This window comes from Gordonia bronchialis DSM 43247 (genome assembly GCF_000024785.1).
GTDB classification, from domain to species: Bacteria; Actinomycetota; Actinomycetes; order Mycobacteriales; family Mycobacteriaceae; genus Gordonia; species Gordonia bronchialis.
Genome location: NC_013441.1, coordinates 1,115,750 through 1,134,462, shown reverse-complemented (window position 1 = coordinate 1,134,462; position 18,713 = coordinate 1,115,750). Strand labels below are relative to the sequence as shown.

Annotated in this window: 15 protein-coding genes; 10 read left to right on the top strand and 5 right to left on the bottom strand. The window is 65.3% G+C overall.

Annotated elements, in window-relative coordinates:
* The first annotated feature begins 1 nt into the window (after window position 1).
* Together GBRO_RS05290 and GBRO_RS05285 are read left to right on the top strand one after the other, a co-directional pair.
* Entirely contained in the window at window positions 2-2,449 is a 2,448-nt protein-coding gene (locus tag GBRO_RS05290; RefSeq protein ID WP_012832961.1) for a glycoside hydrolase family 2 protein, read from the top strand.
* Entirely contained in the window at window positions 2,446-2,820 is a 375-nt protein-coding gene (locus tag GBRO_RS05285) for a holo-ACP synthase (protein ID WP_012832960.1), read from the top strand. The genes GBRO_RS05290 and GBRO_RS05285 overlap by 4 nt, the downstream gene beginning before the upstream one ends.
* On the opposite strand, the gene GBRO_RS05280 is transcribed toward GBRO_RS05285, so the two are convergent.
* Window positions 2,784-4,157, bottom strand: a complete 1,374-nt coding sequence (locus GBRO_RS05280; RefSeq protein ID WP_012832959.1) for an O-antigen ligase family protein — start codon at window positions 4,155-4,157, stop codon at window positions 2,784-2,786. The two genes, GBRO_RS05285 and GBRO_RS05280, sit on opposite strands and share 37 nt — an antisense overlap.
* The gene (locus GBRO_RS05275) at window positions 4,151-5,047 is read right to left on the bottom strand and encodes a hypothetical protein (protein ID WP_012832958.1); all 897 of its coding nucleotides are present in this window, start codon (window positions 5,045-5,047) and stop codon (window positions 4,151-4,153) included. The genes GBRO_RS05280 and GBRO_RS05275 overlap by 7 nt, the downstream gene beginning before the upstream one ends.
* A gap of 211 nt (window positions 5,048-5,258) precedes the next feature.
* Between GBRO_RS05275 and GBRO_RS24590 the strand changes: the two genes are divergently transcribed.
* The 6 genes from GBRO_RS24590 to GBRO_RS05245 all read left to right on the top strand — a co-directional run bounded on the left by GBRO_RS24590 (window position 5,259) and on the right by GBRO_RS05245 (window position 12,906).
* Entirely contained in the window at window positions 5,259-6,326 is a 1,068-nt protein-coding gene (locus tag GBRO_RS24590; protein ID WP_169309861.1) for a glycoside hydrolase family 6 protein, read from the top strand.
* An 80-nt stretch (window positions 6,327-6,406) separates the two neighbouring features.
* Window positions 6,407-7,873 (top strand): oligosaccharide flippase family protein, encoded by a 1,467-nt coding sequence (locus tag GBRO_RS05265; RefSeq protein ID WP_012832956.1) that lies wholly within the window; start codon window positions 6,407-6,409, stop codon window positions 7,871-7,873.
* A complete protein-coding gene (locus GBRO_RS05260) occupies window positions 7,870-9,846 on the top strand; it encodes a glycosyltransferase (protein ID WP_012832955.1) in 1,977 nt (658 codons plus the stop codon). Before GBRO_RS05265 ends, GBRO_RS05260 begins: the two co-directional genes overlap by 4 nt.
* Complete coding sequence (locus tag GBRO_RS05255) at window positions 9,846-10,889, top strand: glycosyltransferase (protein WP_012832954.1); 1,044 nt, start codon at window positions 9,846-9,848, stop codon at window positions 10,887-10,889. Before GBRO_RS05260 ends, GBRO_RS05255 begins: the two co-directional genes overlap by 1 nt.
* Window positions 10,886-11,992, top strand: coding sequence for a glycosyltransferase family 4 protein (locus tag GBRO_RS05250; RefSeq protein WP_012832953.1), 1,107 nt, complete (start codon window positions 10,886-10,888; stop codon window positions 11,990-11,992). The genes GBRO_RS05255 and GBRO_RS05250 overlap by 4 nt, the downstream gene beginning before the upstream one ends.
* Window positions 11,989-12,906: a polysaccharide deacetylase family protein gene (locus tag GBRO_RS05245; RefSeq protein ID WP_012832952.1), complete on the top strand. Its 918-nt coding sequence runs from the start codon at window positions 11,989-11,991 to the stop codon at window positions 12,904-12,906. The genes GBRO_RS05250 and GBRO_RS05245 overlap by 4 nt, the downstream gene beginning before the upstream one ends.
* On the opposite strand, the gene GBRO_RS05240 is transcribed toward GBRO_RS05245, so the two are convergent.
* On the bottom strand, window positions 12,856-13,464 hold the full coding sequence (locus GBRO_RS05240; protein WP_227892924.1) for a serine O-acetyltransferase: 609 nt from the start codon (window positions 13,462-13,464) through the stop codon (window positions 12,856-12,858). The genes GBRO_RS05245 and GBRO_RS05240 overlap by 51 nt on opposite strands.
* A 129-nt stretch (window positions 13,465-13,593) precedes the next feature.
* On the opposite strand from GBRO_RS05240, the gene GBRO_RS05235 reads away from it, so the two are divergent.
* A complete protein-coding gene (locus tag GBRO_RS05235; protein WP_012832950.1) occupies window positions 13,594-14,823 on the top strand; it encodes a lipase family protein in 1,230 nt (409 codons plus the stop codon).
* Window positions 14,824-14,857: 34 nt separating this feature from the next.
* On the opposite strand, the gene GBRO_RS05230 is transcribed toward GBRO_RS05235, so the two are convergent.
* The gene (locus GBRO_RS05230; RefSeq protein ID WP_041919738.1) at window positions 14,858-15,598 is read right to left on the bottom strand and encodes a WecB/TagA/CpsF family glycosyltransferase; all 741 of its coding nucleotides are present in this window, start codon (window positions 15,596-15,598) and stop codon (window positions 14,858-14,860) included.
* A 112-nt stretch (window positions 15,599-15,710) separates the two neighbouring features.
* Window positions 15,711-17,180, bottom strand: coding sequence for a sugar transferase (locus tag GBRO_RS05225; protein WP_012832948.1), 1,470 nt, complete (start codon window positions 17,178-17,180; stop codon window positions 15,711-15,713).
* A gap of 421 nt (window positions 17,181-17,601) precedes the next feature.
* Here GBRO_RS05225 and GBRO_RS05220 point away from each other — a divergent pair, with 421 nt between their 5' ends.
* Window positions 17,602-18,492: a LysR family transcriptional regulator gene (locus tag GBRO_RS05220; RefSeq protein ID WP_256596302.1), complete on the top strand. Its 891-nt coding sequence runs from the start codon at window positions 17,602-17,604 to the stop codon at window positions 18,490-18,492.
* The last annotated feature ends 221 nt before the right edge of the window (window positions 18,493-18,713 follow it).

Sequence of the window (18,713 nt, the reverse complement as noted above, 5' to 3'; positions counted from 1 at the left end):
AGTGGTCGACGCGGAAGAACTGACGGCCTGGCGATTGGTGCGCACCTCACCCGGCGCGGCGACGACACCGGCCGAGTTGTCCGCCCTCGGACTGCCCGGACTCGAGGTGGTTACGCCGAGCCCGGTGGGCGCACTGCTCGAGGATTCCCCCTGGGCCGGCTGCGATGTGGACGCCTACGACTGGTGGCAGTCGGCCACCCTCACCCCGGGGTCGGCCGCGCTCGTTCGCTTCGACGGAATAACCTGTCCGGCAACAATCTTCGCCGATCAGGTGGCTGTCGCCGAGGTAGAGTCCATGTTCCTGCCGATGACGGTGACCATCCCGGCAGGCACCGAGCACATCCATGTGCGGTTCGACTCGGTGACCCGCTGGCTGAGAACGCGACGGGGTCGCGGACGGTGGCGCTCCACATTGGTTGCGGCGCAGGGACTGCGCTGGTTGCGGACCTCACTGATCGGTCGCTCACCGGTGTACGGGGATCTCCCCCCGATCGTCGGCATCTGGCAGCCGGTACACCTGCACCGCGGTCCGGTTCTCGATGACGTCTCCGTTACCACGAAGGTCGACGGCCGGGTCGCGGTCAACCTTCGGTTGGTCGGCGCCGATGATACCCGCGGCACGGTGCCCGTGGTGCGAGCCCGGATCGTCGACGACACCGGGATCGAGGTCGCCGCTGCCAGTTCCGCGGTCGGCGTCGGAACGACTGCGGAGTTGCGCATGTCAGTGCGCAACCCGGTGCGCTGGTGGCCCGCCGGTTACGGCCCCGCCTACCTGTACCGCCTCATCATCGACGTGGACGGTCGACGGGCCGCCGACCGACCGCTGGGCTTCCGGGACGTCACGGTCGATCGTTCGGATGGCGGATTCACGCTGTGCGTCAACGGAGTCGAGGTGTTCTGCCGGGGCGCCACCTGGGCGCCACTGAACGCGGTCCGCCCGTCCGCCGACGACCCCGAGTCCCTGACACGGGTCGTCGGCGAGTTCGCCGCCGCGGGCGCCACCATGCTGCGTCTCGTCGGCGGCCTGGTTCCCGAACAGCCCGAGTTCTACGATCTGTGCGCCCAGGCCGGAATCCTCATCTGGCACGACGCCATGCAGGCCACATTCGATCCGCCCGAGGAGATCTCCCGGACGATCTGCGCAGAGGTGGGCGCACTTGTCGACAGGCTCTCCGGCAATCCCGCGCTCACCGTGCTCAGCGGCGGCAGCGAAACCCAGCAGCAGCCCCAAATGCTCGGCGTCGACGCCGCCTCCCGCCGGATGCCGATACTCGATGAACTGTTGCCGGCCATGGTCGCCGACCACTCCGACGCGGTCTTCGTCCAGTCGAGTCCCACCGGTGCCGCGCCGTCCGCCGACGACGCCATCGATCCGGCGTCCGGCGTCGCACACTGGTTCGGCGTCGGCGGCTACCTCCGACCGATCGAGGACGTGTATCGCGCCCGGGTGCGATTTGCCGCGGAGTCGCTGGCTTTTGCCATCCCACCGGATGACGCCACGATCGAACGCGATTTCGGATCGCTCACCGTGGTGGGTCACCATCCGTGGTGGAAGGCGGGCGTACCGCGGGATCGCACTGCATCCTGGGATTTCGAAGATGTCCGCGATCACTACGTCCGTGCGGTATTCGATGTGGACCCGCTCGCGATTCGTCGGGTGGACCCGGCCCGCTATCTCCAGCTCGGACGAGTGGCGATCTCGGCGGCCATGGAGTGCTGCTACCGGTACTGGCGTCGCGCGGATTCACGGTGCGCCGGCGCACTGGTCTTGAGCGGCAAGGACATGGTGCCAGGCGCCGGCTGGGGCCTGCTCGGTGCGGACGGTTCCCCCAAGCTGCCGTTGTCGGTGCTGCGGCGCGTCTGGGCTCCGGTCGCAGTACTCCTCTCCGACGACGGCCTGTCAGGACTGCGTGTCGATGTCTACAACGACGGGCCCACCCCACTCGACGCCGATCTGACGCTCCATGTCGGCCAACACGAGACCCACGTTGAACCCGTCGCGTTAGCGCCGCATTCCGCCCTGCACCGCAGCGACCAGCAGCTCACCGGCACGTTCACCGACCTCAGCCATGCCTACCGATTCGGGCCGGCGGTCACCGATGCTGTCGAGGTGCGACTCACTGCGACGGACGGCACGCCGCTCGGTCGCGACGTACTCGTGGTGACTCCACCGCGCTCGCCGGTTCGGTCCGGGCTACACGGGCGAATTCGCCCGGATGCCGCTGGAGCCGATTGGATCGTCACTGTGTGCGCGCCGGTTTCACTACGTTACGTCTGCCTTGACGCACCCGGATACTCGATGAGCGACAATTGTTTCGGCCTCGTCGGAGGTATCGGCCACGATGTACGGGTCACCGCGACGAGCACCGACCGCAGCCGCCGTCCACCCCGCATCCGCATCTCGTCTGTCGATGCGCTCGACTCCCCGTTCGCTGAAGGGCCGTTATGAGCATCACCATCGGCTGTGATCTGGTGGCGTTGAGCGAGATCGAGGAATCAGTGGCGGCTTTCGGCGACCGATTCCTGCATCGGGTGTTCACAGCCTCGGAGCTCGTGGCATGCGGTGGCGCCCTCCGCACGCCACGGCTGGCGGCCCGATTTGCGGCCAAGGAAGCCACGATCAAGGCTCTCGGACTCGTCGATGTGGCAACGCCGCCTCGAGACATCGAGGTGCTCACCGGCCGCGGCGGCCCACCCGAACTCCGCCTCCACGGCGCGATCGCCCGTCTGGGGGCCCATAGAGGTTGGCGCGATGCGACGGTGTCGTTGTCACACAGTCACTGTCACGCGATTGCCGTCGTAGCGGCCGAGGTCGATTGATCGTCTGTCGGGGCCGAAGTCGCGAGGCGCATCACGCAGACCGATAACGCAACCATTGCGGTGGAGAGCATCGACATCTGCGCGAAACCCCCGACGTCGAGGATCATCGAGATGGCCATGACCACCAGCACCGCGGCCAGAAGTCCGGGCACGATCTCGGCCAGTGGGTCAAGTGTGCCACGTAGGCGTACAGCTGACCTCATCCCGGCGATCAGGCCGACAACATAGAAGACGACAAGGGCACCGAGGCCGATGATGCCGACCTGCATCAACTGTGCCAGGTAGTCGTTGTCGAGCACCGGCTGCACCCGGACGTCATAGGTGCCCGAACCCTGACCCAGCCAGACATGATCACCGAAGTGTTCGGCAACATATCCGCGACCGTATGACCGGGATTGCAGAGACGCGTCCTTGGACCCACCGGATACGACGTCGATGAGCTGACGGAGCAGCGCGAGGTTGGCCAGCCACGCAGCGGCCAACACCACGGCGCAACCACCCAGCACCACCAGTGTTCGTCGCAGCGGCCAGTAGCACCCGAATACGATGACCGCGATGATCACTCCGACCAGCGCCGACCGTGAAATCGTCGCCGCCGCACCGGTCAGCAGGACCAGGGTCGCCAACGCCCAGGGCTGCCAGGCGACGCCCCGTCGGCGGGCCTCGAAGGTCAATGCCACCGCGACAGGGGCCAGGACAGTGAGCACCGAACTCAGCTCGAGTGGGTGTCCGGCGCTCCCCTGCGGGCGTACCACACCCTCACGCATCAGGTTCGTCACCAGTTGAGTGTCCGTGTAGCGCAAACCCGGCACCGTGATCAAGGCGGCGAGGTCTTTTCCCGTCGCATAGGCGATAAGCCCCGCGAGAGCACTGACACTGCCGCCGACGACGAGTCCGCGCAACACCAGAACTATCGACTCCCGAGTGCGGATGAAAGCGACGATCACGACAAACGCGGCCAAAGCGGTGACCGCGTCGCGCGTCGCGTACCAGGTGAGGGTCAGGTCGGTCGCGTTGATCGCGCCGTTGGTCGCGTTGGCTGCGGACAGAAAAATCGAAGCGGCGAGCGCGAGTGCCGCGGCGGTGGGCCACAGCGGAACTCCGCGGATCAACCGCATCCAGTACGGCCTACCCGACACCACTCCCGCGATCAGGATCAGCAGGCCGAGCACGGCCGCCACCCGCGACGGTGGCAGACCAGTCGACAGCGGGACCCGGTACCCCTGCCGCATGGCGAGCAGCATCGCGCCACTCACACTCACCAGCGTGGCGGCGAGATGCTCCGGGTCACGCAGCCAGGTCCGGAACTCGTCCAGACGGGCAGCGATCGTCACCATGCGCTCCCTCGCGCCTCGGTCGCGGGCGCGGTGTGACGGGCCGACGCCGTAGACGGAGCCCACGTTTGCGGCTCCCTGGTCTCGTCAGTGGCACCGTCACCCGTAACACTGTCATTCTGGGCACCGTCGGAGTCTGAGCTGCTTGTACCGGAGTCGTCGTGGCCGGGTTCATGATTCGCCGAACCGCCCGGCGGTTCATACTTGCCGTTGTCCGTGTCATCGCTGTCGTCCACAGTGCCGACCATGGTCTCGCCATGTCGTCCGCGAACGAAACGCCACACACCAAGGCCCACGACGATCAGCACCAACCCGAGAAGGACGGCCGCCACAGCGGCCATTCCCGCAGCACGCAGACTCGACACCGGCATCACCTGCGGTTCGGTGGGCTGCACGAGAACGACCGCATCCGCCAGGGTCGACTGCGTCACACCAGCGTGTGTCTGGATGCGGCTGAGCTCCTCATCTGCGAGCACCATCAGCTGCGCGACGACATCCCGTGTCGCCTGCGCGTCAGTGCCCTGCACCGTGAACTGCAACTGCGAGGTGGGAGCCGGATTCACCACCGACTGGTCGTAGCGCACCTGCGCCTGGTAGTTCACCACCGAGGGTGCTTGTTGATGAATCCGCTCGACCACGTCGGGCGCTGCCATCCGGGTGCTCAGTGCCTGAGCCAGCTGAGACATGTTCTGGTCGAGGTTCACGAACGGATTCATCGTTGCCGACGGGTTCCCCGCGCCGGGCGGGATGATCAGCACGATGCCGTCGGATTGGTAGGTGGGCTCGGCACGCCCTGCACCGATCACACCGCCGACGGTTCCCACTACAAGCAGGAACATCACGATGAGCGCCGTCACCACACGGTGACGGCGCGCGAGTGTCAGTATTCTCACGGGCACCTCCCTGGCCGATGCGATGCCACCGAATCGGCCGTCACCGCTGATTGCCGATCCTGCATCCCACGGCTGCGAGATTTAAGAGTACCGAAGAGCAGGGCGAACATCCGCTCCGCCTGCCGGCACTTCGACCGATCGCCCGAAGGCGCCGCGTCCCTCGAGGCCACACAACCCGCTATTCCGCGCTATCATGAATCGCGTGTTTTCCATGAAGAACGGTACCGGGGGGCACTGGAAACGCAACATGACACTCGCACTTCTACTCGTGATCGTCGGATCGCTAGCCGGTTGCGCGAGTCCTGCGAATGACGTCGGATCGACAGACCACGTCCGCTCGTCACGCGTTTTCGAGAACGACCCCACCCTCACCGCGCAACGAACAGCGCTGCCCACGCGCGCTTTCACGGCGACGGCGTTCAGCCAGACCCGTCAGTGGTTGCGAGACCATCCCCACGATCCGCGCACCACGGCCCTGCGCGCGGCGCTGGGCGACAAACCGGATACCTTGTGGCTCACCGGGGATTCGCGCGATCTGCCCAACCTGACCTCGATGCTTGCGACAGCGCGCAGTACCGGGACCACGCCGGTCGTCGTCCTGTACAACATTCCCGGCCGCGACGACGGATTGACCGGTCCCATCAACAATCTCACTTCGACCGACTATCTGACCTGGGTCGGCGGTGTCGCATCCGCAATCGGCAATACCTCGGCGATCGTCATCGTCGAACCCGACTCACTATGGTTGGCCGATCGACAGTTCCGGGCGGACCGTGCCGGGTTCGACAGACGAATGCAACTGCTACAGAAGGTAGTTACGCGCCTCAACCGAAATCCTGGAACCTACGTGTACCTCGATGCCGGAACCAGTTCGGGTTCGGTGACACCGGAACGCATGGCGGCACTGCTGCGCGGTGCAGGCGCATCCGAACGGACCGGATTCGCGGTGAACGTCAGTTCTTTTGCCCCGACTGCGCCGATCACCATCTACGCGCAACGCATCCGCGCAGCTCTGATCGCTACCGGGACGCCCGATCCACGTTACGTCGTGGATACCTCACGTAACGGAAACCCCCAGTGGGACAACGATACCTGGTGCAATCCGCCCGGACGCAAGATCGGCTATGCACCTCGTGCGAATCCACCCGCGGCCCCCCCGGGTCTCGATGCGTACCTGTGGGTGAAGGCGCCGGGTACCTCAGACGGGTCGTGCGGTGTGGGACAAGGCAGCTCAGGTGGCGACTTCCTGCCTGCGGTGGCATTTGCGATGACGCGCTGACTGCACCGGTTGGCACCGCAGACATCTTTCGAAAGCAGTTCGTCTTGACTGAAACACCCACGCCGGACAAAGGTGCAGTGATGGCCGATTCCGGCCACACCGCTGGTCGGATCGGCCGCGCATTCGGCCTTCAACTGTTCGGCCGCGTCTTCGGGACGCTGGCTTCGCTGGCGACCGTCACCTTCACCACCCGCTATCTCGGTCCAGAGGACTACGGGTACCTGACGGCGGCTGTGATGTTCATCACCCTGTGGGCCGCATTCGCCGATCTGGGCTTCAGCGAGGTCATCGTCCGTCGTGTGACGGATTCGCGGCTGCGCGAGCGGCCGTCGGTGGAACGTCTGGTGGGGATCAGCCTCGGGTTCGCGGTGGTGTGGTCTCTGCCGTTGTCGCTGATAACGCTCGGCGTAGGACTCGTCGTCTACCGTAACGATCCGCAGATCGCCAAGCTCCTGCTCATCACGGTCGGTTCGCTGGCCCTGACCACGCTCTACACCTCCTTCGACGCCGTCTTCAAGGTGCATCTGCGATATGGCGCGGTGGCACTCGCCGACTTCGGTGGCCGCACGTTGTCGATGGCGATGACGTTGGTACTGGTCAGCCAGGGAGCCGGACTGGAGTGGTTTGCCGTGGTGCAGCTGGTGCCGCCGGCGGTGAATCTCGTGTTGATGGCCTTTGCGGCCGCGCGGCTCGGTCAAGTGAGGCCACGTTTCGAAATCTCCGCGACCCGCAGCCTGCTGGTGGAGAGTTTCCCGATCACCGTCGTGCTCATCATCGCCGTTCTCTACTGGCGGATCGACGGGGTGCTGCTGTCGGTGCTGTCGAGTGCCGATCAGGTCGGGCATTACGGACTCGCGTACTCACTGGCCTTCCTGGTGACGATGGTCTCCGACCTCCTGCTCGCCTCTCTCTTGTCCACGGCCACGGCACTCTTCGCCTCAGATCGGGACCGATTCGCACAGATCGTCGCCCGCACATCGCAGATCATGTACTTTCTCGCCGTTCCGATCGCGGTGGTCGGTCCCATCCTGGCTGCGCCGATCATCACGATGATCAGCTCTGACAGTTTCGCCGACGGCGCGCCGGTACTGGCACTGTTGTTCGTCGCCGCCGCCGTCACCTTTCTCAACAGCGCCGCCAGCCAGGCGCTCTTCGCCGCGCACGATCAGCACTTCTTGATGAAGCTCAACGCATGCACCCTGGTGTTCAACATCGTCGCCAACGTTGCGCTGATACCGCATTTCGGCGCCCGTGGCGCCGCGGCTGCACTGGTCGCCACCGAAGTCCTTGGCCTCGCCTGCAGCCGCTGGCGGCTGGCCAAACGCGGACTTTATCGCGAACCCATCGGGTTCATTCTGCGTTTGGCGATCCCGGCAGCAGCCGCGGGCGTGACGGCATACCTGCTCTGCGACCTTTCACCGCTGGTCTCGCTGCCGGCCGCCGCCGCCTGCTACGTCGCCGTCAACTTCGTCGTCGGGCCGGCCAACAAACGATTCGTCACAACGCTACGGGCGTCGTCAGATCAGCACGTGGAAGGGGCGTCATGACCGGCACCGAGCCAGCTGGGGCACAACGCGATTTCGAGGTTCTGATCGTCGCGTACCGGGGCGTCGATGACCTGGCGGCGGCCATCACCTCCGTCCGCAAGCACCTTGACGACATCACCATCCGCGTCTGGGACAACTCCGGCCCAGAACACCCGGCGGTGGCTGAATTCAGTGCCAGCCACCCCGACATCGACTGGCATCTCGGGTCATCGAACATCGGGTTCGCCGCCGCGGTCAACAAGCTGGCGGCCCTGAGCAGTTGCCCGTACCTTCTGCTCCTCAACCCCGACGCCACGCTCCTGGGCCCACTCGAGCGGACCCGCGAACTCATCGGCTCCGACCGCGTCGCCGCCGTCGCACCGCTGATCACGGATCCGCACGGAGGTGACAGTCCCGCTGACACCCGCCCGTGGGATGTGGCGCATCGGCGGGCCGGGGTGGTCCGTGCGCTCGTCGACTACGCCTGGTACTCGCCGCGTCTGCGGTCGACCCCCTTCTCGTCGCTGTATCCGTCCGCACCGACCGAGGTGTCGGGATACCTGACCGGGGCGTGCCTGATGATCTCGCGCGCAGCGTGGAACGAGGTCGGGAGTTTTGACGAGGAGTTCTTTCTGTACGGCGAGGAAGCCGACTGGCAACGCCGCGCGCGACAAGCGGGATGGCGTCTTCTCCTCGCCAACGAGCCAGGCGTCTCCCACCACGGACACGGCACCGTCAGCGACGACCCGCGCGCCGGACTGCGGTCAACAGATCTGTTGCGTACCGGGATCGCACGGAACCTCGATCGCGCCGCGACCGTGCACCACGGCGATGTCTACCTGGCCGGAACCTCCGTCCTGGATCGGGTGCAGCGTTCCCGTCGCCGCGACCGTGCCCGTTTGAGCGCGATCTCGGCGACCGGTAAGCCCGCCGTCATATTCACCGTCAACCGACTGGGATACGGTGGCGCAGAACGGCATCACGTGATTCTGGGGTCCGAGCTGGTCCGCCGCGGATACCCGGTGACCATCGTCTGTATGCAGCGCTTCGGTCCGCTGGTCGCCGAGATCGGCCACGACATCCGTGTGGTCCGGCAACCGTGGTGGGCGCCCATGGTGGATCTGCCCGACCCTCCTGGTGACCCTCGAGGTGGGGTTCGGGCGATCCTGATCAGCGGGGACACCAACACGGAAACCGGGTTCGGCACGCTGTGGCGGGCCGGTCATCGCGATCGACGATGGCTGGCCGCCTCTCACTCCTGTCCCACCGATGACGGTCCCACCTATTCGGCTCTCCTCGCCCGAGCCATGAGCCGGGCCGACAGCTTTGTCGCCTTGTCACCGGCACATTGGACCGAGCTCGACAGATTCCTTCCGGCCGGTGTCAAGCACGTGATCGCGCCCAACGGAGTCGTCAGCGCAGCCCAGGTCCAGCAAACACCGCCGGCACGGGTGCGAGACCACGGCACCATACGGTTGGTGATGCTGGCAAGAATGGTCGAGGCTAAGAACCCGCATATCCTCACCGCAGCTTTGGCCCGCATTCCCGATCATCTCGACTGGACTCTGGACATCTTCGGCGACGGACCCGACCGGGAACGTCTCGAGGCGATGACACCAGAGCGAGTTCGTGATCGAATCCGTTGGCGCGGATGGTCTCCCGGCCCCGATCAGGCCCTCTCCGACGCCGATCTGCTGTGCTCGCCGAGCGGAAACGAGGCCTTTCCGCTCGTGATGCTCGAGGCGATGGCGCGTGGCATTCCGGTACTCGCCACCCGCGTGTGCTCCGTACCCGACATCCTCGATCACGGAAACGCCGGGATCCTCGTGAATGAGCCGACCATCGACGCATGGGCAGCGGCGCTCACCGAGACGCTCGAAGATCCCGCTCGTCTTCCGACGGTCGGGGCCGCCGGAAGATTGCACATGTCCGAGCGATACACCATCGACGCAATGGCAGACGCCTACGAATCCGCTTTCGACGGAGTCAGCTGATGCGCATCCTCTGGCTGTCCCCATGGTTGCGGCCACTGGCGCGGTGCTATGGCGAGGAACTACGAGCGCAGGGTGACGAGGTCCTGCTCATCACCTCTGATCAACACCCCGAGCCCGTCGGCACTCTTGATTGGGAGGTCGTGACCGACCCGCGGCCGAAGTCGCCGGGTACGTGGCCGGATTTCGCCCGCATCTATCGCCGCGCAAGAGATTTCCGTCCCGACGTGGTGATCACCGAATTCGTTCGCGACCCGCGATGGCTGGCACTCGGCGCCCTCGCGCCCCGGGTGAACTTCCGTCACGACGATCAACCGCACGGCGTCGACGAGGAAAGGCCACGATGGGAGCGCGCGATCTTCGATCGGTGGGGTGCCTCGGCTCGACGTACGATCTGCTTCAGCGACTATGTCGCGACCCGTCTCGGCGGCGTACTCTCGACGCAGTCGATCGGTGTCGTCCCATTGTCGAGCGACCTCCCCGACAATCTCGCCGCCCACCCCGAAACCGCTGATCGGCGAGAGGATTTCGTCCTCATCGGCCGGCTCAACGAGTACAAGAACCTGCCGACCGTGTTCGAGGCGTGGCAACGGCATGTCACCGGGCCCGGATACCAGGGCGACACCCTACGGCTCTATGGGAGCGCCCCCACCCCTCCGCGTCTGCCCAAAGCCGCCTGGTGGAACGGTGGCCCCTACGACTATCACACCGTGGTGGCACCGCTGCGCAGGGCCAAAGGGTCGGTGGCGCACTATCGTCTGGCCACGCAGAGTGGTGTGCAGGTGCTGTCCATGCAACTCGGCGTGGCTCCGATCGTCTCCACACACGGTGCCCTACCCGAGTTTCAGCCCCAGATTCCGGCACCGATCGATCGCGACGACATCACGGGTCTGACGGCGGCCTTCGACCTATTAGCCGATCCTCGAGCGGCCGCCGCGGCCGGCGAGGCCGCCGCGCGCCGTTATCGTCGGGACTTCGCCGCACCGGTGGCCGCAGCGGCCCTTCGTCGCGAATTGCTCCTCGTTGCAAAGGAACACCATCGATGACCCGTTCAGAAGCGCGCCGCCCGCTGCGAGTCCTCACCGTCGGCCCGGGCCCGGCCTCAGAGGTCAGCCGGGGCGGAATGGCAACTGTGATGACCGAGATGCTTCGCCTCGGCCAGAGCTCACGTTCCGAGGTTCGACTCTCTGTGGTGGTGACACACCTGGATCACGGCCTGGTCCGTAAACGACTCGTCGGCCTGGCCGGGATGGTCCGTGCCGCGCTGCGGGTCGCGTCGGGGCGCGCCGACGTCCTCCACGTCCATCTGGCTCATCGAGGCTCGGTGTTCCGCAAGTCGGCACCGATCCTCGCGGCCCGGCTGCGCGGTATTCCGGTGGTCATGCATGCGCACAGTTACAACTTCGCCGCGTGGTATCGCGCGACGAGTCCCCGTGTGCAGTCTCTGACCCGCCACGTCCTGCGGGCCGATCGCTGGCTCGTATTGGGCAACGATCTGGCCGACGAGTACACCGAAGTACTCGCATTGGACCCAGACCGCGTCGAAGTGCTGCACAATCCGGCACCGAAACCACATGTGGTCACCCCTGATCCAGAGGCGCCGATCCTGGGACTCGCCCTCGGCCGGTTGGGAGAACGTAAGGGCACCTTCGATGTGATCGCGGCGATCAGATCCTTGAATCCGGCGACCCGCGCCCGCCTACGGGTGATCCTTGCCGGCGACGGCGAGGTGGACCGGGCTCGCGCCCAATCCGCCGATCTCGACTGTGTGGAGATCCGCGACTGGGTGGGTCCCGCAGAACGCGACGACCTTCTGGCCCGCGCCACCTTCTTCCTCCTGCCCAGTTACGACGAGGGTCTGCCGATGGCGTTGTTGGAAGCGATGGCCGCCGGGCTCATCCCAGTGGTCTCCCCGGTGGGCGCGATCCCCGACGTCGTTCGCAACTTGGAGAACGGAATCCTGGTGTCTCCCGGCGACATCGACGCCACTGCGAAGGCCATCGGCATGATCGTGTCGGACCGGGCCGGTGCCGCGATGTTGTCCAAGGCGGCTGTGGCGACTGCCGAGCAATTCGGCGTCGAGGGTTGGCACGACGCCCTTCTGCGAGTGTGGACGCAAGTCGTCGAGGCCAGGGAGGACGGTCGATGACCCGACGAGACAGGTTGTTGGTACTGGGGTATCACAACATCGAGGGAACCTGGTGCTGGCCGGCCAGACCGCGAATGGGTGAGCGGCGATTTGGCGAACAGATGCGGATACTGTCCAGGGTCGCCACCGTCGTCGATCTGAGATCGGCACTCGACACCCTGGCGTCGGGAAGCGCCCTCCCACCGCGTGCGGTGGCACTCACTTTCGATGACGGTTACCGCGACAACCTCACCGTGGCCGCTCCCATCCTTCGTCGGTGGGGTATGTGCGGCACCATCTACTTGGTCCCGGGGCTGCTCGACCGCAGTGTCCACGCGTGGTGGGAACGACTCGGCTGGGCCATCGCCGGCACCGCGGCCAGAACGCTTCATTACGACGGTCGGGAGTACCGGATCGGCGATCCGGCACAGCGGCTGTACGCCCAGCGCCACATCGAGGGAGACGTCAAGCACCTCGATCATGCCACTCGCACGGCCCGGATCGAAGACTTGGTCGACCAGCTCGCACCGACCACCCGCTACGGGGCGGATCGTCTGTTCCTGGACTGGGATTCGGCCGCAGATCTGGCCCGTGCGGGTCTCACCGTCGGATCGCACACCATGGAACATCCGATCTTGGCCAGGGAATCCGCCGAGACCCAACGCCGCAGCCTCACTGAATCCAGGCAGATCCTGCAGGATCGGCTCGGCGACGAGGTTGCCACCCTGGCGTATCCGAACGGAACTCGCGCAGACTATGATCCAACGACGCTGCAAGCCGTCGCCGATGCCGGCTACTCGTACGCGGTGACCACCTGGGGCGGCCGGGTCAGCTGTGCAGACCCCCCATTCGAGATCTCACGGCACCTCGTCTCGCCAGATATGTCACCGATGCGCTTCGCCGCCTCCCTCGCCAAACGTTTCCTCCGCGACTGACGCGGGCCCGTCGCAGCTCTGGGTGGCGGTAGGCGGCCGGCGTGCGATTTCCTTGGCCCGCGGCCCAGCGAAAACCGCGCCGGCCGGCACATCGGTCACCACCGTGGCGTTCGCACCTATCACCGCATCGTCGCCGATGGTGATCGGGCCCAGCACCACAGCGCCGGCACCGATGGTGACCCGATCCCCGATGGTCGGCTTGCCTTTTGCCATATGGCCCACAGTCACCTGCTGATTGATCCAGCAGTCGGTTCCGATCCGAACGGCGTCAACTCCGGTCGAGAATCCGTGTTGGATGAACAGCCCGGCGCCGATGTCATCGCAGCCGAAGACCAGCGATGCCTCGCCCGGCCAGATCACGCGTAGCGGGAACCGCACAAAGAATGACAGGTGCCGGAGCCGATAGTGAATGAGGCTGCGGAACTCTTTGAGACGGGTCACCATAATCGCGAAACGATCTCGATCGGACGCCTCGAGCAGCGCTGGATCGGCCAGGCATTCCACCCAACGAGACATTTCGCGGACGACGAGATCCTCGATACCGGCCTGTCGGATCACAAAGAGCAAAGGCAGACTGTAGAGGCGAGAAAACCACACGGGCGGTCCATAATTCATCGTGTCATAGCTTACAACACGAATGCCGGGACTCACAGAAACGATTGAGGTAGGGCGGATAGGCTGTTCACCGTGTTCTATTCTCCTCGCCACTTCCTGAGCACTGCTTCGCTTGCCGTCGTCGCAGCGATCGGCCTGGCCGGTTGCGTACCCGTGGACGCCCCCGCCACCGAGCTGATGGCGACCCCGCTGGCCACTCCCCAGTCGGCGCAGGCCCGGGCCACCGCAGGCGATATCGTGCGCGTCACCTCGGCGGACGCCGGAAGTCTCGGCTCGACCGACTTGGTCATCTATCGATCCACCGACGGTGCCACCGGCACCGCGACCAAGGTCTCGGGTGCATTCTTCCTGCCGCCCGGCACACCGCCCCCGGGCGGCTGGCCCGTCGTCGCCATCGGGCACGGCACAACCGGTCTCACCCCGGACTGCGGACCCACCGCATCGCCGACCGCCCTCGATCAGGTCGGTCCGGTGAAGATGCTGCTGGACCGCGGATTCGCGGTCACCGTCGTTGACTTTCAAGGACTGGGGATTGCCGGCGAGTCGGACGGGGCATCGGCTTCGGCGCCGGCGCACCCGTATCTCGAGCCACGGTCGGCAGCATACGACCTGGCCGACTCGGTCCGGGCCCTGCGTACCATGCACCCGGGCCTGATCAGTAACCGATGGGCCGCGGCCGGACACTCGCAGGGCGGGCAGTCGGCTTGGGCGGCAGCTGAACTGGCACCCCAATACGCCCCAGAATTGCGACTGGTGGCGGCCACCGCCCAGGCCCCAGCAGTCAACCTGCGCCGCCTCGGTGTGACCTCGGACGGGACCTTCCTGGCCGGTGAGGACTGGCTCATGCCATTGCTCATCACCGGATTGTCGGTATCAGCGCCACAACTCGATCGGTGGGCCTACCTCCGGGGCAATGTGCGCAATGATCTGCCCCTGCTCATTTCGTGCGTGCCGGGCGACGCCGATCGTCGGCAGGCGGCCATGGATTCCATCACCTCCGAGGATGTGTCACCGGCCGACGACGTAGCCGAGACCAAGCTCGCCGATGTGCTGCAAGATTATTCGCTCCCACAACGCAGGACCGCGGTGCCGATGTACATCCTTCAGGGCAGCGTCGATCCGGTGGTCAACTCGCAGTCGACCACCACCGCGGTCCGACAGGCCTGCACCCTCGGCAGTGACGTCGAGTACCACATTCTCGACGGCCGCAATCACGACATCGGCGACGACATGTCCGGTTATGACTGGCTGCAGAAGGTCATGAACGGTACCGCACCGCCCACCGTCTGCACCGATCACTGACCCGCTGGACAGCACGTCGAACCGGGAGTCGGGGCTACGCGGCTCGTCCGACCAGACGCAACAGGTAGGCGGCGTCGGCTGCGTAGCGTCGCACGAGGCGGCGGGGTTCACTGGCCGCCCGGTAGAACCACTCCAGCCTCATCCTCTGCACGAGTTCCGGAGCACGCCGGTTGACACCGGAGCTGTAGTTGAGAGCCATCCCGAGGCACAGCACCCACCCGAAGCCCGTCAGCTGCGCGAGATGGTCGGCAAAGTACTCTTGTTTGGGCACACCGAGTCCGACGACGACCACTCCGCCTCTACCCGCGCGGGACACCCGTTCCAGTAGATACGTTCGCGCCGAATGATTCTCGAGCTCTTCGGGCGGTGCGGGTTCAAGGTGCACTCTCCATCCGAATGCCTGGGCGCGTTGGGCGAGGTGTGCCATCGCCGTCGGATCGCTGCCGCCGACAAGGACCAGCGGGCGGCCACCTCCGTCGCTCCGCAGCAGTTCCTCCATGAGGTCGGCGCCGCTGGCGCGTGTCACCTCCTGATCGGCCTCGCGGCTGAGCAGCCAGGCGATCGGCCAGCCGTCCGGCAGCAGTGTGTCCGCGGACGAGATGATCCGGCGCAGACGAGGATTCGCCTGCATCGTCCGGCAGATGTTCAAGTTCGGCGTGATGACCAGCGACCACGACGGCGGACAGGTGGTCGCAATCTCCTGCGCAAGCGTCCTGACAGACCGGATGTCGAAGGCGAGTTCTGCTCCGGCAATGAACAAGCGGATGGTATTCACGCCCGCTTTCGAAGTGGATGGGTCGTCGAACTCGAAAGTGCGCGATGTCATGGCTTCCGTCCCGTGGGCTGATGGATTCAGGTGACACAAGAGTGATGTCCGGCGGACCGGCTCAGTAGGCGCCGTCTTTACCGATGACGGCGCGGGCCGTCCGCCACAGGATCACCAGATCCTGTGTTGCCGACCAGTTCTCGACGTAGGAGAGGTCAAGTCGAACCGACTCCTCCCAGGACAGGTCGGAGCGCCCGGAGACCTGCCACAGACCTGTCATCCCGGGTTTGACGAGCATTCGGCGGGCAACCCGGCCGTCGTATTGCTCGACCTCCTCACGAAGCGGAGGCCGGGGTCCGACGAGGCTCATCGAACCGTCGACGACATTGAACAGTTGCGGAAGTTCGTCGAGGCTGTACCGGCGGATGAAACGACCCACCCGGGTGACGCGCGGGTCGTCTCGCACCTTGAACAACACTCCCGCACCCTCATCGACGGCGGCGAGTGAGGCACGCATGGAATCCGCGTCGACCACCATCGACCGGAACTTCCACATCAGGAATGGCTGGTTGTTCAACCCGATTCGGGTGGCGCGGTAGAACACCGGTCCGGCGGAGTCGAGTTTGACGGCGACGGCGATGGCCACCAGCACCGGCAGGATCATCAACAGCAGGAGTGTGGCACCCACGCGGTCCACAGTCGCTTTACGGAACTTGGTGGCGCCCTGGTATGTCGGTTTGTCGATGTGCAGCAACGGCAGCCCGGCAACCGGGCGCAGCATCATGCGCGGACCGGCGATGTCGGCGACTCCCGGTGCCACCATCATCTCCACGTCCATACCCTGCAGGTTCCAGGACAGGTCCTGCATTGCACTGTGCCCCAGTGCCTCCGCCGAGGTGATCGCCACCGTGGTGGCGCCGCAGGCCGCAACCGCAGTGGCAACGTCATCGAAGCCGCCCCAGACCGGCACACCGGCGAACGTTTCGTGGCGGCCACCGAAGCGCGGCAGGCACACGCCGATCACCTCGAAACCGATCTGCGGATTCTGCTGCAAGCGTTTCACGAGATGTTCGGCCGACGCGGATTCGCCGACGACGAGCAGTCGCTCGAGATTCTCGCCGCGGGCACGTCGGCGGGTCAGTCGGCGCCGCCACAGCAGTCGCGAGGCGAGCAGGCAGACCGTGCCCAGCGGCAACGCAATCGCGAAGAAGCCACGCGAGACATCGAGTTGGAAGGCGAGCGAGATGATGGCGAGCAGGCCGAAGACCGAGAAGCAGGCAGTGAGCACACGGCTGTACTCTTGCGGACCAGAACCGAGGACCCGACGATCAAGCGTCTGGCACGCACGCATCGACACCAGCCAGCCGCCTATCAACGCGCCGGCTACCACGACCATGGGAATCCGTGCGGTCGTGAGCGTTTCGCCGGGCGCATTGTTTCCGAACCGCAGCCACGACGCCGCCGCGACGGCTGCGACGATGATGAGGGCGTCGGTCCAGGCGAGTGCGGCCAGATACCGATCTGTCCATGATGTGGACCGCCAAGGCAATACCTCCGCCAGCACAGCGCGGCGTACGCCGCCCTCCCCCATCGGCGCTGAAGTGTCCCTGACGGTCGACCAGCGTGTGTTCACCATTTCCCCACTAGTCGAGTGTGTTCTTGCGCAACACCAAGCCGGCGTCGCACCCCTGCCATGGTTCGCATCCGGCAGTTCCCCCAACGACCGGACTTGACTACAGAAACTCAGGAACCAGCCATGCTGAGAATCTGATCGACCCCATGCCCCCTCTGTCACGAACGTCGCGTCCGATCCCGGCGCTTGTGATACGCACGCGACTTCTGCCATGGGTGGCGGCCGAACGCGTCCTCCTCACTCCTCCGTCAGGGGAGGCGTCGCCGACCGCCAATCACATTCGTCGTGAAACGAAAGGGCTGACCGATGTCGACGGTAACCGGGCCATCGACAATCTACAATCACGTGAAACGGATCATTTGACATAGAGAGGTTGTCAATGCAGGAGGATCAGCCCTTGCGAGATATTGACCTACGGCGCCTTCGGATGTTCGCTGCCGTGATGGAGGCGCCGAGTATGCGTGTCGCCGCAGCCGAGCTGTTCATCAGCCAGCAGGCGCTGTCCTCGTCCATCCGCGAGCTCGAACGGCAATTGAAGGTGACACTCTTCGACCGGTCACCTCGCAACCTGACACCCACTCCGGCCGCCGACATTCTCTATCGAGGCGCCGTGCCACTACTTGCGGCAGGCAAGCAGTTGATCTCGCAGGTTCGCCACGCCGACGATCCGACTCCTTTCGTGATCGGCCACTCCCCCGACCTCGCGCCGTCGGAAGTATTCACCGTGATCGAGCCTGTCGTACTCGACAACCCGTCTGCCCCGATCGCGGTCCGAGCGGTACACCCCCATGACATGCGTGCCGAATTGCTCTCCGGGACAATTGATCTTGCCCTTCGTCGAGGTATGTCACCAACCCCTGACCTGGCGACAACCGTCATCACGCACCACGCACTGCGGCTCGCGGTGACCGCAACCCACCCGTTGGCGACCGCGGATCGGGTGGACCTCGAACAGATCGCTGATTATGAACTCGTGGTGTGGGGACCCGAGCATGAAGCCTCGTACACGGATCTTCTCGTCGAGTTGTGCCGACGGGCGGGATTCGAACCCCGGGTGATCGTCTCGACTCTCATCGGAACTCCTCCACACACCGCGGTCATCGCCCATCCACAGGCCTGTGCCCTGGTCACCAATGCACCCGGATGGCTCTATGACAAGCGCATCCGAATCGTGGAGTTCAACGACCCGCCGTTCGCCCCGGTCCGCGGACTCTGGTTGCCCGGCACGTCCTCCCCGATGCGCCGTAAGATCCTGGCAGCGTTGGAATAGCGGTCTACATCACATCTCACCGGCACATCCACCGACATTCTTGGGTTGGTCCACCAATGGCTGGACCGGCACCATCTGCCCGCGGGGGTGGCTCGTCGTAGGTCAGTACCACCGTCACCACCGCCTCGCCGGGCGGAATACGAACCACCGTGGAGACGCACATACGCCAGGTGCCACCACAATCGGTCTCCAGAACGATTGCGCGGCAACAGCTCCGAGCA

Bases quoted from the DNA above. Each gene is read 5' to 3' on its own strand.
- GBRO_RS05285 (WP_012832960.1), top strand. From the start codon at position 2,446: ATGAGCATCACCATCGGCTGTGATCTGGTGGCGTTGAGCGAGATCGAG.
- GBRO_RS05280 (WP_012832959.1), bottom strand. From the start codon at position 4,157: ATGGTGACGATCGCTGCCCGTCTGGACGAGTTCCGGACCTGGCTGCGT.
- GBRO_RS24590 (WP_169309861.1), top strand. From the start codon at position 5,259: ATGAAGAACGGTACCGGGGGGCACTGGAAACGCAACATGACACTCGCA.
- GBRO_RS05265 (WP_012832956.1), top strand. From the start codon at position 6,407: ATGGCCGATTCCGGCCACACCGCTGGTCGGATCGGCCGCGCATTCGGC.
- GBRO_RS05260 (WP_012832955.1), top strand. From the start codon at position 7,870: ATGACCGGCACCGAGCCAGCTGGGGCACAACGCGATTTCGAGGTTCTG.
- GBRO_RS05255 (WP_012832954.1), top strand. From the start codon at position 9,846: ATGCGCATCCTCTGGCTGTCCCCATGGTTGCGGCCACTGGCGCGGTGC.
- GBRO_RS05250 (WP_012832953.1), top strand. From the start codon at position 10,886: ATGACCCGTTCAGAAGCGCGCCGCCCGCTGCGAGTCCTCACCGTCGGC.
- GBRO_RS05245 (WP_012832952.1), top strand. From the start codon at position 11,989: ATGACCCGACGAGACAGGTTGTTGGTACTGGGGTATCACAACATCGAG.
- GBRO_RS05225 (WP_012832948.1), bottom strand. From the start codon at position 17,180: ATGGGGGAGGGCGGCGTACGCCGCGCTGTGCTGGCGGAGGTATTGCCT.
- GBRO_RS05220 (WP_256596302.1), top strand. From the start codon at position 17,602: ATGCAGGAGGATCAGCCCTTGCGAGATATTGACCTACGGCGCCTTCGG.